14 protein-coding genes and 1 pseudogene are annotated in these 13,689 nt (G+C 63.7%); 8 read left to right on the top strand and 7 right to left on the bottom strand.

The genetic code is table 11. The features are described from left to right. Positions 1-52 precede the first annotated feature (52 nt). Entirely contained in the window at positions 53-766 is a 714-nt protein-coding gene (locus ACZI8W_RS05180) for a methyltransferase domain-containing protein (RefSeq protein ID WP_463367415.1), read from the top strand. Positions 767-892: 126 nt separating this feature from the next. Here the strand turns inward: ACZI8W_RS05180 and ACZI8W_RS05175 are convergent, their stop codons facing one another. After that, a complete protein-coding gene (locus ACZI8W_RS05175) occupies positions 893-1,855 on the bottom strand; it encodes a helix-turn-helix transcriptional regulator (protein ID WP_463367414.1) in 963 nt (320 codons plus the stop codon). Between the two features lie 96 nt (positions 1,856-1,951). On the opposite strand from ACZI8W_RS05175, the gene ACZI8W_RS05170 reads away from it, so the two are divergent. Together ACZI8W_RS05170 and ACZI8W_RS05165 are read left to right on the top strand one after the other, a co-directional pair. Then, a complete protein-coding gene (locus ACZI8W_RS05170) occupies positions 1,952-2,317 on the top strand; it encodes a VOC family protein (RefSeq protein WP_463367413.1) in 366 nt (121 codons plus the stop codon). Between the two features lie 24 nt (positions 2,318-2,341). Further along, positions 2,342-2,461: pseudogene (locus tag ACZI8W_RS05165) on the top strand (integrase core domain-containing protein); the annotation flags it as partial. Here ACZI8W_RS05165 and ACZI8W_RS05160 read toward each other — a convergent pair. Continuing rightward, positions 2,458-3,372 carry an NAD(P)/FAD-dependent oxidoreductase gene (locus ACZI8W_RS05160; RefSeq protein WP_463367412.1) on the bottom strand — a complete coding sequence of 305 codons (915 nt, stop codon included), beginning with the start codon at positions 3,370-3,372 and terminating at the stop codon, positions 2,458-2,460. The pseudogene ACZI8W_RS05165 and the gene ACZI8W_RS05160 overlap by 4 nt on opposite strands. A gap of 99 nt (positions 3,373-3,471) precedes the next feature. Between ACZI8W_RS05160 and ACZI8W_RS05155 the strand changes: the two genes are divergently transcribed. After that, the gene (locus ACZI8W_RS05155; RefSeq protein WP_463367411.1) at positions 3,472-4,221 is read left to right on the top strand and encodes a methyltransferase; all 750 of its coding nucleotides are present in this window, start codon (positions 3,472-3,474) and stop codon (positions 4,219-4,221) included. Positions 4,222-4,321: 100 nt separating this feature from the next. Here ACZI8W_RS05155 and ACZI8W_RS05150 read toward each other — a convergent pair whose 3' ends face one another. Continuing rightward, positions 4,322-4,912, bottom strand: coding sequence for a YdeI/OmpD-associated family protein (locus ACZI8W_RS05150; RefSeq protein WP_463367410.1), 591 nt, complete (start codon positions 4,910-4,912; stop codon positions 4,322-4,324). Between the two features lie 307 nt (positions 4,913-5,219). Here ACZI8W_RS05150 and ACZI8W_RS05145 point away from each other — a divergent pair, with 307 nt between their 5' ends. Next, on the top strand, positions 5,220-6,407 hold the full coding sequence (locus ACZI8W_RS05145) for a TerC family protein (RefSeq protein ID WP_463367409.1): 1,188 nt from the start codon (positions 5,220-5,222) through the stop codon (positions 6,405-6,407). A gap of 84 nt (positions 6,408-6,491) precedes the next feature. On the opposite strand, the gene ACZI8W_RS05140 is transcribed toward ACZI8W_RS05145, so the two are convergent. From ACZI8W_RS05140 to ACZI8W_RS05130, 3 genes are all read right to left on the bottom strand, one after another. Continuing rightward, complete coding sequence (locus ACZI8W_RS05140) at positions 6,492-7,568, bottom strand: Gfo/Idh/MocA family protein (protein ID WP_463367408.1); 1,077 nt, start codon at positions 7,566-7,568, stop codon at positions 6,492-6,494. Positions 7,569-7,648: 80 nt separating this feature from the next. Then, positions 7,649-8,050, bottom strand: a complete 402-nt coding sequence (locus ACZI8W_RS05135; RefSeq protein ID WP_463367407.1) for a TIGR03668 family PPOX class F420-dependent oxidoreductase — start codon at positions 8,048-8,050, stop codon at positions 7,649-7,651. A 141-nt stretch (positions 8,051-8,191) separates the two neighbouring features. After that, positions 8,192-8,992 carry a HugZ family pyridoxamine 5'-phosphate oxidase gene (locus ACZI8W_RS05130; protein WP_463367406.1) on the bottom strand — a complete coding sequence of 267 codons (801 nt, stop codon included), beginning with the start codon at positions 8,990-8,992 and terminating at the stop codon, positions 8,192-8,194. Between the two features lie 218 nt (positions 8,993-9,210). Here ACZI8W_RS05130 and ACZI8W_RS05125 point away from each other — a divergent pair, with 218 nt between their 5' ends. Next, entirely contained in the window at positions 9,211-9,597 is a 387-nt protein-coding gene (locus ACZI8W_RS05125; protein ID WP_463367405.1) for a hypothetical protein, read from the top strand. Positions 9,598-9,667: 70 nt separating this feature from the next. Here the strand turns inward: ACZI8W_RS05125 and ACZI8W_RS05120 are convergent, their stop codons facing one another. Continuing rightward, the gene (locus ACZI8W_RS05120) at positions 9,668-11,275 is read right to left on the bottom strand and encodes an AMP-binding protein (RefSeq protein WP_463367404.1); all 1,608 of its coding nucleotides are present in this window, start codon (positions 11,273-11,275) and stop codon (positions 9,668-9,670) included. 135 nt (positions 11,276-11,410) lie between these two features. Between ACZI8W_RS05120 and ACZI8W_RS05115 the strand changes: the two genes are divergently transcribed. Together ACZI8W_RS05115 and ACZI8W_RS05110 are read left to right on the top strand one after the other, a co-directional pair. Next, positions 11,411-12,298, top strand: a complete 888-nt coding sequence (locus tag ACZI8W_RS05115; RefSeq protein WP_463367403.1) for a DUF2268 domain-containing putative Zn-dependent protease — start codon at positions 11,411-11,413, stop codon at positions 12,296-12,298. A gap of 569 nt (positions 12,299-12,867) precedes the next feature. Continuing rightward, complete coding sequence (locus ACZI8W_RS05110) at positions 12,868-13,677, top strand: SDR family NAD(P)-dependent oxidoreductase (RefSeq protein WP_463367402.1); 810 nt, start codon at positions 12,868-12,870, stop codon at positions 13,675-13,677. Positions 13,678-13,689 lie beyond the last annotated feature (12 nt).

Below are 13,689 nucleotides of genomic sequence, written 5' to 3'. Positions count from 1 at the left end.
GGTGGTGCCGGCCAGCGCGATGAGGTGGCCTCAATTCGAGAGGAACCACCGGATGACCCGCGACAGCGATCAGTCCACCACGGTTGGGATCGGCGAGATGCTGGTCAGTTCCCGTTCACTCGGCGAGTACGGGGCGATGTTCAATCTCACCGAGAACGACTTGTCTCGGAAGATCCTGGATTGCCCCGGCGGCGCAGCAGGTTTCACCAGTGCTGTGAACCGCCTCGGCGGTGATGTGACGGCATGTGACATGGCCTATTTCGACAGGGCGGCTGAGCAGTTGGCCGGCATTGTGGCAGCCGAAACCAGCCGGGGGAACCGCTACGTTCGTGCCCACTTGGAGCACTACGACTGGACATTCTTCGCGGACCCCGACGAGCATCTTCGCCTCCGTCAGCACGCGGTCGAGGAGTTCGCCGCAGACATCACTCGGAACCCGCAGCGCTACGTGGCCGGGCGGTTACCCGCCTTGCCGTTCCCAGATGCCAGCTTCGATCTTGTACTCAGCTCCCACCTGCTGTTCAGCTATTCCGATCGTCTCGATCCGACCTTCCACCTCGAAGCGATCACCGAACTGATGCGCGTTTCTCGCAGCGAGTTGCGGATCTTCCCTCTGGTGGATTCCGGATCCTCGATTCGTTACCCGCACCTGGACACACTGCTCACCGATCTTCGGGACCGTGGCATCGCGGGTGAAGTCGTCGAGGTCGAGTACCGCTTTCAAAGGGGCGCCCACCACATGCTGGTCTGCCACCACATCACCTAGCAGGCAGCACGAACCGCGGTCGGGGGAACCGCCTGATCAGCGGATCAACACACCGTCAGCAATTCTCAGACATGCCCTAGTTGTACTGACCGGCACGTTGATTGAGAGCAGGGGCTTGATCGCCAATCAGACCGCAGGAGAGTGTCTGTCAGCAATAGCTGTGGCGAGTTGACTGATGCGCGCGCGGGCCGCCTCCGGGGCGACCACCTCGATGTGATCGCCGAACTGGAGGAGCTGACGCACCGACTCGATGTCGGGGTAGCGCACGACGAGGACGCACGAGCCGTCCCTCGGCGCGGACACGTGGTGGATGCGGGTTCCGAGGATGCGCCGTGCTAGGTCGAGGCCCTTCTCCGGCAGACGGAAAGTCACTCTCACGCGACCCTGCTCCTCTGTGCGCTCCTTCAGCGACGCCCACCGAGTGCGGAGCGTCTCGCCCGGTAGGAGCACTGCCGGCGCGTAGAGCAGCTCGAAGGACGACAGACGCTCCAGAGCGAGCAGCCGGCTCTCTCCCTGGTCATCGGCGACCAGATACCAGCGGCCAGATTTCGCCACGAGCCCGTACGGGTCGACTACCCGTGCCGAGGCACACCTCTCGGCGCTGCGTCGGTACCGGATCTCGAGGCGCTGCCCGTGTCGCAGTGCGGATGCCAGATCCGAGACGTCGACCGCTGACTCGGGGGTTGAGAACCACGCGCTGCTGTCGACGAGCACCAGGTCCGCCAGCCGCAGCGCACTCGTCGACTCAGGTGCCGCAGCCTGACGGGCGGCGATCTTGCGCTCCGTCGACTCCCACACCGCAGAGAGGCCCAGACGGTCACGTTGTGCACTGTCCAAGCCGGCAACGGACAGGACCTCCAGCTCCGGTGGTTCAAGATGGGACGCGTTGAGTCGTGCACCGGGCAGGAGGACGATCCCGCCGTACCTCCCGCGTTCGGCGTAGACGGGCACCCCCGCTGTCGAGAGCGCCTCGACATCCCGCAGGACAGTGCGTCGCGACACCTCCAGGCGCGCGGCGAGCTCAGTGGTGGTGAACCGCTGGCGGGTCTGCAGGAGTAGCAGGAGGTGCAGTAGCCGTGATGCCTTCATGCTCTTCGATTCTCTCAGAAAAGATGACATGTTCTGTCCTGATGGGGCGATCTTATGGGCTGTGGCACGAGAAACTGACGAGCAGAGGAGACCTCCATGCCTGCACCGAACCTGTTCCTGATCGGCGTCCGCGACGCAGAAGCTGCCACGGCCTTCTACAGCGACCTGTTCGAAATCGAACCGACCTTCACCAGTCCCCATTACGTGGCGTTCGAGGCCGCCCCCGGTGTCCTGTTTGCGTTGTGGACGGGGTACGGCGAGCACGCGGTCCCGAGCACGCCTCGGACAACCGAGGTCGGCCTCATGGTGCCGGGACCTCCGGAGACCATCGACGAGATCTTCACGAGGTGGACCGCGAAGGGCGTCCGCGTCGTGGAGGAGCCGCACGATGCCGTGTTCGGCCGCACGTTCGTGATCACGGACCCGGACGGCAATCTCATCCGCGTCTCGCCCGTCGACTGAGGCGCGCAATCCCCAAGCTAGCAGGAGCGTCGCGATGCACTCACCAACTGGCTCCACCACTACAACCACCACCGGCCCCACACGGCGTGCGGCGGCCATCCGCCCCTCTCACGATTAATCAACGTCTCCGGTCAGTACACCTAGTCGACGAACGTCTCGCCGAAGAGATCCTGCTCCAGCCACACTGCCGCCCGGACACCGTCCGCGGCAGCGGGGGCCACCAGCGTCACCGGCTCGGGTACAGCTGCCAGGTGTGCGGCGTCGCCACCGGCGGACACTCCGGGAACAGTCGTCTTGCCGAACTCGTCGACGCGGACACATCCGTCGTCGAAATGCTCACACCCGAGCGTCCGAGTGAGCGCCGTGTTGGGAGTCGTCGGCGCGCGGTGGTAGAGGGCTTGACGTTCGAGAACGGAGTCGTCTGCGAAATACACCGTCAGCGAACCGGGTTCGCCCTCGATGTGCTCGACCGGCGTCTCCACCACCCGTGCGCCTGTCTTGTCCAGCATGGCTCTCAGCGGATCCGGAATGGTCGACGGGCCGTTGGTACAGACGACCACATCGTCGGAATAGCGGTCGGCGACGTAGCCGCCGAGCGCGGCGTCCGGGCCGTTCGCCAGAACCCCGAGCGTCAACCCGTCGGTCTCGAATCCGTGGCAGAACGGGCAGTGGAACACTCCTGATCCCCAGCGTTCCGCCAGGCCCGGGATCTCCCATGGGACGTCGGTGACGCCTACCGCGAAGAAGAGTTTGCGAGTCTGCACCGGCGCCGCGCCGTCGACCGTCACCTCGAATGCACCGTCGGCGCCGCCGACCGCGGAGACCTGACCGGAGATCCGTTCGACGGTTGGATATGCCTCGATTTCGGCACGCCCGTCGGCGAGGAGATGAGCCGGTGCACCTCCGTCGCGGCCGAGGTACATGTGCATTTCGGCGGCGGGTGCGTTACGCGGCCGTCCACCATCGACTATCAGGACGGATCTCTTCTGGCGTCCGAGTACCAGCGCGGCGCTGAGGCCAGCGGCACCGGCGCCCACGATGACGACGTCGTACATGAGGTAACTCCGATCGGTTCGTCTACTATTGAATGCGATTGTCGTTACCGATAGTAACCGAGCCTCGCCGGCCCGGATCGGATGACCGAAAGGACCGCCGTGCCCCAGTATCCGGACCCGTACACCCGATCCGCGGATCACCTCGACCTCCTCAGCGCGGGGCCGTGGCAGCACATGGCACCCCACGTCAGTGCCGCATTGGCAGGCATCGGCGAGAACGACGCCACCATCGTCGAGCTCGGTTCCGGCACCGGACTCGGAACCGGCGTCATCGCCTACGCAGCGCCGAAGGCACGGATCGTGGCGGTGGAGCCCTCCAGTCATCTGCGCGCGGTGCTGCTGCATCGAGTCTCGTCCGACAACGACCTGCGCTCCCGGGTGACCATCGAGAACCGGCCGTTCCCGTCGTCCCGCCTGCCCGAGACGTTCGACGCCCTCGTCATGATCAATTCACTGGGTCACCTCGACCCCGACGAGCGATCGGAACTGTGGCGGGTGGTCACTACCGGACTAGGGCCGGGAGGACGCGCCGTGGTCAATCTTCAAGCGCCCACCACGTCCTCGGACGTTCCGGAATTCGAGATGGCACGCGAACGCGTCGGCACTCGCGAGTACCACGGCACCGCCCGGGCCGAGCGCGTGGACGAACTCACCATGATCTGGCGCATGACCTACCGAACGAGCGAGGACGGCCGCGAGATCGACGTGACCGAGGTCGAGTATCGATGGAACGTCCTCGATCCCGACACACTCGAATCCGAACTGGCTCAACACAACTTGCACGCCAGCGCGGTGGGTGACGAACAGTTCGGAGTGTTCCGTATCGAACCGGACCTTCAGCAGCGCTGACCGTCCGGCACCCGGCTCCCCACAGCACCAGGCGGGCTCCCGTCAATCAGCCTCAGCATGCGCGGCCGTACCGGATCACCGATTCACGCCCTCGCGGTTCTCACTCAACCCGCAATGGACACTGCTCCTGCTCCGCTCGGGCAATGAACTTGACGATTCGGGCGGCGCGGCTCGCAGCGTTGGGCGCAGTGATGATGTGATGGATGATCACATAACGCCGACCGCGATCCATCTCGGCGAACCTCATCGACGCAATCGGGGATCGCTCCAGGGCTGACGCGAGGTCGGCGGGCACCTCGGCCGCTGCTGAACCGGGATATGCCCGCTCCCAGCGTCCATCGGCCTTCGCCCGCTCCACCTCGGAAAGTCCACGGGCCCGCATTCTCCCCGACGCGATCAGGTCAGTGACGAACTCGACATTTCGTAGCGACCAGATCGAGCGGGCACGACGCGGAGTGAAGAGCTGCTGGAAAGTGGAGTCATCCAACGCATTGCGGCGTCCGTCGATCCAGCCGCTGCAGAGAGCTTCCGTCAACGCCTCCGCATAGGACAGCGTCGTCGGTTCCGTGGTGCCCTTCTTTGCCAGGACCAACCGCACCCCCTCGGACGAGCCCTCATTCTCATCCAGCCAGGCTCGCCAAGCGGCCGCGTCGGGGACAATCAACTGTGCCGGCAGATTCTGATCTTTCATAAGGGCACCCTCCCACCCATTGCGGTCAGTTACTGACCTATTTCCGGCATCGCCTCGTTAGCGCCCCCGACGCCACGTCGAGCCGCGTTGCGAGCACACCCGCTGCGCGCCGCAGCGACTCGGGGTCGACCGTTCAGTGACCGCTTCCACCACACCAACACTTATCCACCGGGCGACCTCGGTGGCGGTCACGCCGGCGATTGCCCCGATACTCGAATTCGTGATGCCTCCATTGCGAATAGCAGGATCGCGTCCCCACCGGCCGCTAGGCTGACGAACGACCCGTCCATACAACTGAAGGCGAACAATGCACGTAACTCCGCTTGCCTGGGGGGTGACAATTGCAGTGATCGTCGGCTTGCTCGCCTTCGACTACTTCGCTCATGTCCGCAAGGCTCATACGCCCACACTGAAGGAATCGGCGATCTGGTCGGCCATCTATGTGGGCCTGGCTCTCGTTTTCGGCATCGTGGTGTTCATCTTCGGTGGCACTGCCATGGGGTCGGAGTACTTCGCGGGTTATGTAACCGAGAAGGCGTTGTCGGTGGACAATCTCTTCGTCTTCCTGATCATCATGTCGAGCTTCCGAGTGCCGCGGGAAGACCAGCAGAAGGTGCTCCTGTTCGGTATCATCTTCTCGCTCCTCGCCCGAACAGGGTTCATCTTCCTCGGTGCGACGCTGATCAATTCGTTCGCCTGGGTCTTCTACATCTTCGGCCTGATCCTCCTCATCACCGCCGGAAACATGCTGCGCCCCGAAACCGAAGAGTCGCATTCGGCAGACAACTTCATCATCCGAATCGCCAAGAGGTTCCTCCATACCAGCGAGCATTACGACGGCGACAAGCTGTTCACCATCGAAAACGGCAAGCGGGTCATGACGCCTATGCTGCTCGTGATGGTGGCAATCGGCGGCACCGATCTACTGTTTGCGCTCGACTCCATCCCCGCGATCTTCGGACTGACCCAGAACGTGTTCATCGTGTTCACGGCCACCGCCTTCTCGCTGATGGGCCTTCGACAGCTGTACTTCCTCCTCGACGGACTGCTCGACCGCCTCATCTACCTGTCGTTCGGCCTCGCGGCCATCCTCGGCTTCATCGGCGTGAAACTGATCCTGCACGCGCTCCACGAGAACAACCTGCCGTTCATCAACCACGGCGAGTCGGTGCACGTGGTGGAAATCGAGACAGGGACATCGCTGGCTGTCATCCTCGCTGTGCTCATCGTCACCGTCGTCGCCTCACTGACCAGTCAGCGCGGTCGGGCACAGTCCGCGATCGCCGGCGCGAGACGTCATGCCACCAACTACGCCGACCTGGAGCACACGACGAGCAAGGAAGAGCGCGAGCGCATCTACGCCAAGTTGATTTCCAAAGAGGAACAGGTCAAGAAACTCGCGCCGAAGTACAGGCAGGAGGCACGGGAGGAGGCCGGGCTGGTGGACCTCATCCGACGGGCCCACGCCGACCACGATGCGTTCCTGAACCGATGAATGTGCAACGAGCACGCCGCGCCCTCCCCGGCTTTGGTGAGCCCCGGGAAGTGGGTATTCGTGGGTAAGCTCAGTAGAGCGCCCTCACCTCCTGAGGCACGGAGCCGGGGCGGACACATCCGGAACGACAACGGGCCTTGAACCCGTTCGGAGCGATTCCGCACCTGCCACACCGACCAGTGATGCTGCGACGGCGGGGCGCACCGGAATCAGCGGGGACGTACCGTGTTCCACAGTCGCACGGAATCCTTCGAGCACCACGACGGTGCCCTCTGCCATGCGGTCGATCGGTTCGTTGTTCACGAGGTAGCGTCCCGGTACGCGGATCTGATCGTATGCCTGCCCGTCTGTCTGGGACCAGCCTTCCAGGCGTACTCGCACTGACCAGGCATCTTCACTTGTGACGCGGTCGGATTCGGCCAGGCCGCGGGAGCCGCGCACAGACACCCAGCTCCAGTGACTTCCAGTTTCTCCGGCGAGGAAGCCGTGGCGGGTCAAGGCAAGGGTGCCGTCGGAGAGCCTGATCGCTAGAACGACGGCGGCGGGGCGATGGTCTCCCGGACCGATGGGGAAGGCGCTGACCTCCACCGGCCACGCTCCCGTGAGGTCGAGCAGCGGTGAGACGGTGTGCGTGCAGTAGGCGGTCGGCGTTATGCGGCCACGCCAGTGTGCTGGATCGCCGATGAGGGCTGCCGTGTCATCGGGAGACAGACTGTGCAGATAGTCGGCTTCCACCAACGTAATTGCGCCCAACTCACCAGATTCCACCGAATCTCGAAGAATCCGAGTGTGGGGATGGAAGACGTAGTTCTCCGCGAACGAATAGGTTGCCGTGGACCGCTCGGCCGCGGCGATGAGCCGTCGCCCCTCTTCCTCCGATGCGCAGGCCGCCGTCTCCGACAACACATGAATCCCGTGGTCCAGAAACTCGATGGCCAATGCCGCGTGTGCGTCGAAATCATTCGCCAATATGACGCCGTCGAGGCCCGCGTCGAGCAGTTCGGACCAGTCCGCTGTCGCCCGGGCCTCCGGAAATTCCGCGTGTGCAGCGCCCATACGTTCGGAGTTGCTGTCACAGAGTGCGATCACCTCGACCCCGATCCGATGTGCCAATTCGGCCATATACAGACCTCGCGACAAGCCCACGATTCCGATACGCATGCGACCGGTATACCCACCGAGCGGAGCTGCCTCAACCTCACACCACGGTGTTGCGTTTGATCGATAACCGTCGTCATGTCTCACGCCGACCACGATCGCCAGCGCAGCCGGTCGATGGTGATCACGAGCCCCGTCGGCCGCTGCACTCGATATTGCGCGTACTTCCGAGCCAGCGCGTCGAGTCCGGCCGCGCCGGCATCCGTGTGCGCGTTGTGGATGGCTGCGACGCCGTCGACGCGAACCCACCACAGCTGCGACCAATCATCGTCGTAGTGATCGATGAGCACACTCACCCGGGGATTCTCGTCGATGTTGGCCAAGCGTCGCAGCTGCCGGGTCGTCTTCGGCTTGTCGTCGACACAGGTGTGGATCGCATCGCCGTCGAGGGCAAACACGATCGGCACCACGTGCGGCACACCTGACCCGTCCGTTGTGGCGAGCCGGGCCACACGAGCCTCGGCGACCCGGCGGCGGACGTCCATGCTTCCTACCCTAGCCCGAGCGCCGCGCTGACGGCGGTGAGCGAATGGCACACCGCATCTCGTGAAGGAACCCAACGATACATTCGCTCAACACAGTCACGGTTCGATGCGTGCCCCACCCCGACCTTCGCGCGATCCTTCCTACGACGACTGAGCGGCGCGAGTCAGAGCCACTGTGGCCTCGCGCAGTTCGTCGGCAGCGTCGAGCGGCGACAGATAGCCGGCACGCGTCATGGCCCGACCACGCGGCGTGGCAACATCAAGGTCCAGTCCGTAACGGTCGGCTCCGACGCACGTGGCCTCCGTGGCGTCCGGGAACCCGCCCAGCTTCTGGGCCATCGCCAGCAACGCGTCGGCGTGGTCGTCGTTGAGATGCGCGATCGCGCGATCCGCCGACGGCGTCACCGGATCTGGCAACGCTTCGGCGTAGGTCTCGGCGGTGGCCGAATCCATCCGCCCGTACCCGCCGACCCATCGCACGCGCTGAACTCGAAGCACCCAGAGCGAGAAATCGCTGAAGTCGATGTAGATGCGTGCCGCGGGGACAGCGGCCAGATGTGCCTCGCGCGCGGCCGCGAACTCGTCACCCTCCGGGCGCTCGACGTACCCGGCAAGGGTGACGCGGGCACTGGCCAACGGGTCGGATTGTGGGCCCGGAGCCACGATCGCGATGCTCGCGCGGGAATCACGGGCCAGATTGCGACCGTGTTCGGCCATGTGCGACACGCACAGCACCGGTGAGCCCCCGACCAGCCCATACGTCACGAACGACGCCCATGGGTCGCCCTCCTTGGTGAGGGTTGCGAGAGTGCCGATGTTCGTCGACGCCGCCACCGTCCGCGCTTCTTCGGCAGCAGAGGGTCGCGTCGCGTTCACGACCTCCGTCAACGGCGGCGGCACGGTGGGCGCATCGCCGGGGTCTCCATGATCCAAGTTCGTCATGAGCGAGACGGTACCCGCAGGCGTTCTGAGCTGTCGCGAGATGAGGGTCATCCGCCCTTACCTCGAGCGAATGACACATTCAGCTTCGTGAACAGACCGAACGGCACATTCGCTCAATTGAGGAGGCGCGCACCGAAGCCTACCTCGACCAAATCGCGTACAAGACCACAATGTTGCCGTTACGATGATTCCCAATTAAATCCAAGGGGGTATCGCGAATGAAGCTGTCACTGTTCGGATCGGGCAGGCGTCGAAGTGCGCGCTCACAGCTCAACGCGATGCAAAGGTGGATCGAGGTCACCGATCGCTCCGTCGAGGTGAACGAGGAGCTTCGACGTTTCCTCGCAGCCAAAGGGGTTCGGTTGAAGGAGCGCGGAGATTACCGGTTCATCGATGCGAATTGGACTGTGGCCGAGCTGAAGTCGTTGTGCGAGCAATGCACTCTCGCGACTGAACTCCGCAGCGAGAGCGAGGCGATCGCGGCCGAACTCGACGACGTCGAGGCGACAGAATCCAGCGAATTGGAATCGTTCGTCGCGCTGTCGGACGTCGCGCGTCGCGCCCTCGCAGAGGCAGAGCGTCGCGTCCGGCGGGCTCAGTACTGACACTACGAAATGTGGATCCGAGCCCGTAATCCGGGCTCGGATCCACACTTTTCGATCAGTCTGGCACGGTCTACTGCGCCGCCTGAGCTGTTGCCCACCGGTAGTCCGCCTTGCCGGCGGGAGTACGCTTCACCTCGTCGACCATGACGATCGAGCGCGGGATCTTGTATCCGGCCAACGACTTACGGCAATGCTCCTGAACCTCCTCGAGCGTCAGCTCGTCGGCGTCCGGGTAAATGGAGAGGACCGCCGCGACAGCCTGACCCATGCGTTCGTGCGGCACGGGCACCACAAGGGCGTCGGCGACCGACGGGTGGGCATGAAGCGCCGATTCGACCTCCTCGGCGAAGACTTTCTCACCACCGGTGTTGATGCACTGCGAACCTCGGCCGAGGAAGACGATGGTGCCGTCGGCCTCCACGCGACCCATGTCGCCGAGGATCGACAAGCGGGTGCCATCGGCTCTCGTCGGGAAAGTGCGGGCGGTCTTCTCCTCGTCCTTGTAGTACCCGAGCGGAACGTTTCCGATGCGGGCGATGTACCCGACGTCGTCGGAGCCCGGCGGAACCGGCTCGAGCTGTTCGTCGACGAGGATCATGTTCGGTGTCGGTGGCATTCGCAGGTTTCCGTCTTCGTCGACGTTGAACGCGCCGTCGTTCCCGGTTTCAGAGGCGCCGAAGTTGTCGCGTAGCAACAGGTCCGGCTTGACGGCGAGCATCCGGTCGCGCACGCTGGTCGACCAGATGGCACCGCCCGAGGTGATGGAGAACAACGAGCTGAAGTCGACGTCGTCCTTCCTGCGTTCCATTTCGTCGACCAAGGGCAGCCCCATGCCGTCGCCGACGATGAGGATCACCTGCACCTTGTCCTTCTCGATGGATTCGACGACCTTCTTCGGGTCGAAATCGCGCCTCAGGACCACCCGGGCACCGAGGGTGAAGAACGTGAACAGCGAGTACAGAGCTGCACCGTGCATGAGTGGCGCGGCGATGAGGAATGCAAGGCCAGGGAATTCCTTCGCTCCCGCCGCCACTTCGGCGAGATCCTTCCGCGGCTCATCGCCGTAGGGGTTACCTCCGGAAAGCGGCTTGCGGAAGAAGTCGTCGTGTCGCCACATGACACCCTTCGGGTATCCGGTGGTTCCACCCGTGTACAGCACGTACAGGTCGTCGCCCGAGCGCGTCGGGAACTCTGCGGTCGTGGACAGATCGTGCGCATCGGCAAACGAGACCACGGCGACGGATCGCCGTTCAGCTGCCTGTTTCAGTTCGGCGATCGCTTCACCCACGACGAAAACCGTGCGGATGAGCGGACAGCTGTCGAGCAGTGATCCGAGCACCTGCTGGTGCTCGGGGAGTTCGACGACCACTGCCACCGAATCGGAGTTGGTGAGGATGTATTCGAGTTCGGCGGGCGTGTAGCGATAGTTGACGTTGATCGGTGCAGCGCGGATCTTGACGAGGCCGAGGATGCTGGTGACGTGCTCGACGCAGTTCTTGAGAAATACTGCGACATGCTCTCCCTTGGAGATCCCCGCCTGGGCGAAGAGCTGTCCGGCGCGGTTGGCTTCCGCGTCCAACTCCGCATACGTCAGATTCAGATCTTCGTAGGTGAGCGCGATGCGATCCGGGACCGCGGACGCGGTCGTCTCGAAAACATCAGCAAGGTTGAACTCCACTCTGCGTACCTCCACTCCGACGAACCCTCCCCAGAATCTAGAACACGTTTCACACTAGGGGAAGGGTTTGCGAGGATTCGTCACTCCGTCGCCGAACTTGATCCTCACGCAACGTGAGGATCTACGGTCGCCGACATGACGATCACAGTGCTCGAGACCGCCACCGAGATGAATGCCGTACTGACCGCCGACGAAGCCGAGCGCCCCGACCTCGTGCGTGTGCTGCTCACACCGATGGAAGGAATGTTCCGCTACTACCGCGGCGACGTCGACCTCTTCGCCATGCACACCATGAGCATGGGCTTCCCGATCGATCGCCGTGTGGACGAGACACGAGAGGCCCTCGCCCGACTCGAGGCTGCGGACGCCTGGAACCGGATCGAGCGCGCACTCGTCGATGCGGTCGCCGTACAGTCCCTCGCCACCCCGGATCTGCAGGTTCCGGATATATCGTTCCTGCTCGCCCTCGGAGACCCCGACGACGACTACTTCATGAGCTCGGCGCGCGGACTCAACGGAAACGGCAGCGCCACGGGCTACATCTCGCTTACGCTCTGGCCGACAGACGAGAACCTGGCCCGACTGGAGGCCGCTGCCGTGCACGAACTCAACCACAACCTCCGGTACGCGCCCGGTGGGGTCGTGTGGGATCCCGCATCCGTCGTCGTCGGCGAACACATCGTCTCGGAAGGACTCGCCGACGCATTCGCCCGTCAACTCTACGGCGACGCCCTCGGATACACACCGTTCGGCGTTCCCCACCTCGACGACGATGCAGTGTTCGAGAAGGTCGTGTCGGCACTGAACGTCTCGGGTATGGAGAACTTCGCCGCGTGGGTGATCGGAGACGATGCTGCAGAACGGTTCGGCGCCGAACCGGTCGGCGTTCCCATGGGGGCGGGTTATGCGGTGGGCAACCGCCTCGTCGACCGCTATCTCGCCCGAACAGGCAAGAGCGCGGCCGACGCGTTACACGCGCCCAGTGCGGAGATCATCAACGGTGCACTCGGCTTGCGTCGGTGACGACGCACCGGATCGCCGCGAATTGACGCGGCACAAGGGTTCCAAATGACGGTTGGTGCACAAAATATCGATGCACCAACCGTCATTTCGGTCACCTACGACAGTCGACTGCGGCCTGCGCGAGGTGTGGCAGCATGTCGACGCAGTGATGGGTCGTGCATCGCCTCGAGCACGTAAGCCGCATTCATACGGTTGGTGGCACGGAAGTCAGGTTGCAGAGGAAGCATCTCCGTGAGGACTACCCGCAGCACGTCGCGGGGATGCGGAGGTTGCTCGAGTGACCTCAGGCGCCGTGAGACTCGGCGAGATGTCTGTTCTGAAGCAAACTCCATCGCGAAGGCCAACATCTCGGCGCGCGAGGAGAAGTAGTGCTTCGACAGGGCGCACCGCCTCCCCCTTCCTCGAGCGAGAGGCACACTGGGTTCGATGGACGAGACGAACGATACATTCGCTCAGCCAGGGGTGGGCGTGCGCAAGACGCTCTTGGCAGACAACCCCTCTTGATAGACAATACGTCCAGTAGTTGGATGCTGTGAACGTCGAACCGTCCGAGATGCGAGAGTGCTTACATGTCTTCAGAACTCACCGGCAAAATCGCCATCGTCACAGGTGGAGCCACTGGAATCGGCCGCGCGACAGTCGAACATTTCGTCCGCGAGGGCGCCCGGGTGGTGATTGCCGATGTGAACCGCGACGAAGGGAAGGCCCTGGCCGACTCGCTCGATGCCGCCGCAGTATTCCGGGAAACCGACGTGTCCGACATCGGCGAGGTGCGAGCACTGGTGAACTTCGCCGTGCAGACGTTCGGAGGCCTCGACGTGCTGGTCAACAACGCCGGCATTTCCGGCCCGATCTACGCCAGTTTCCTCGACGACGACCTCGAGGCCTTCGACAAGATCTTCGCCATCAACCTGCGCGCCGTGATGGTGGGGACGCAGGCGGCAGCACAGTACATGGCCGAGAACGGTGGCGGTTCGATCATCAACACGTCCTCGATCGGCGGCATCATGGCCGGCCGCGGAGTGATCACCTATCGCGCGTCGAAAGCAGCAGTCATCCACTTCACGAAGTCGGCAGCCATCGACCTCGGTGTGCACGGCATTCGGGTGAACTGTCTTGCACCAGGAAGCATCCCGACGACACTGCTGGCGTCGTCGACCACCGAACTCGAGGGTGAGGAGCGCGACGCGATGATCTCCAGCGTGCGCACCACACAGTCGAAGAAGAGGCCCCTCAACCGCGAAGGGACAGTCGACGACGCCGCCGAAGCCGCCGTCTACCTGGCCAGCGACCGCGCGCGCTACGTCACCGGCGCCGTCCTCCGTGTCGACGGCGGCACAGCCGCGGGCAGCACGATGACGACGCCGGGGCAGAGCTGAAGTCGAGACTCC

The organism is Rhodococcus ruitaii (genome assembly GCF_055230935.1).
The sequence above is the reverse complement of the archived record's forward strand: the minus strand, read 5'-3'. Positions and strand labels throughout refer to the sequence as shown.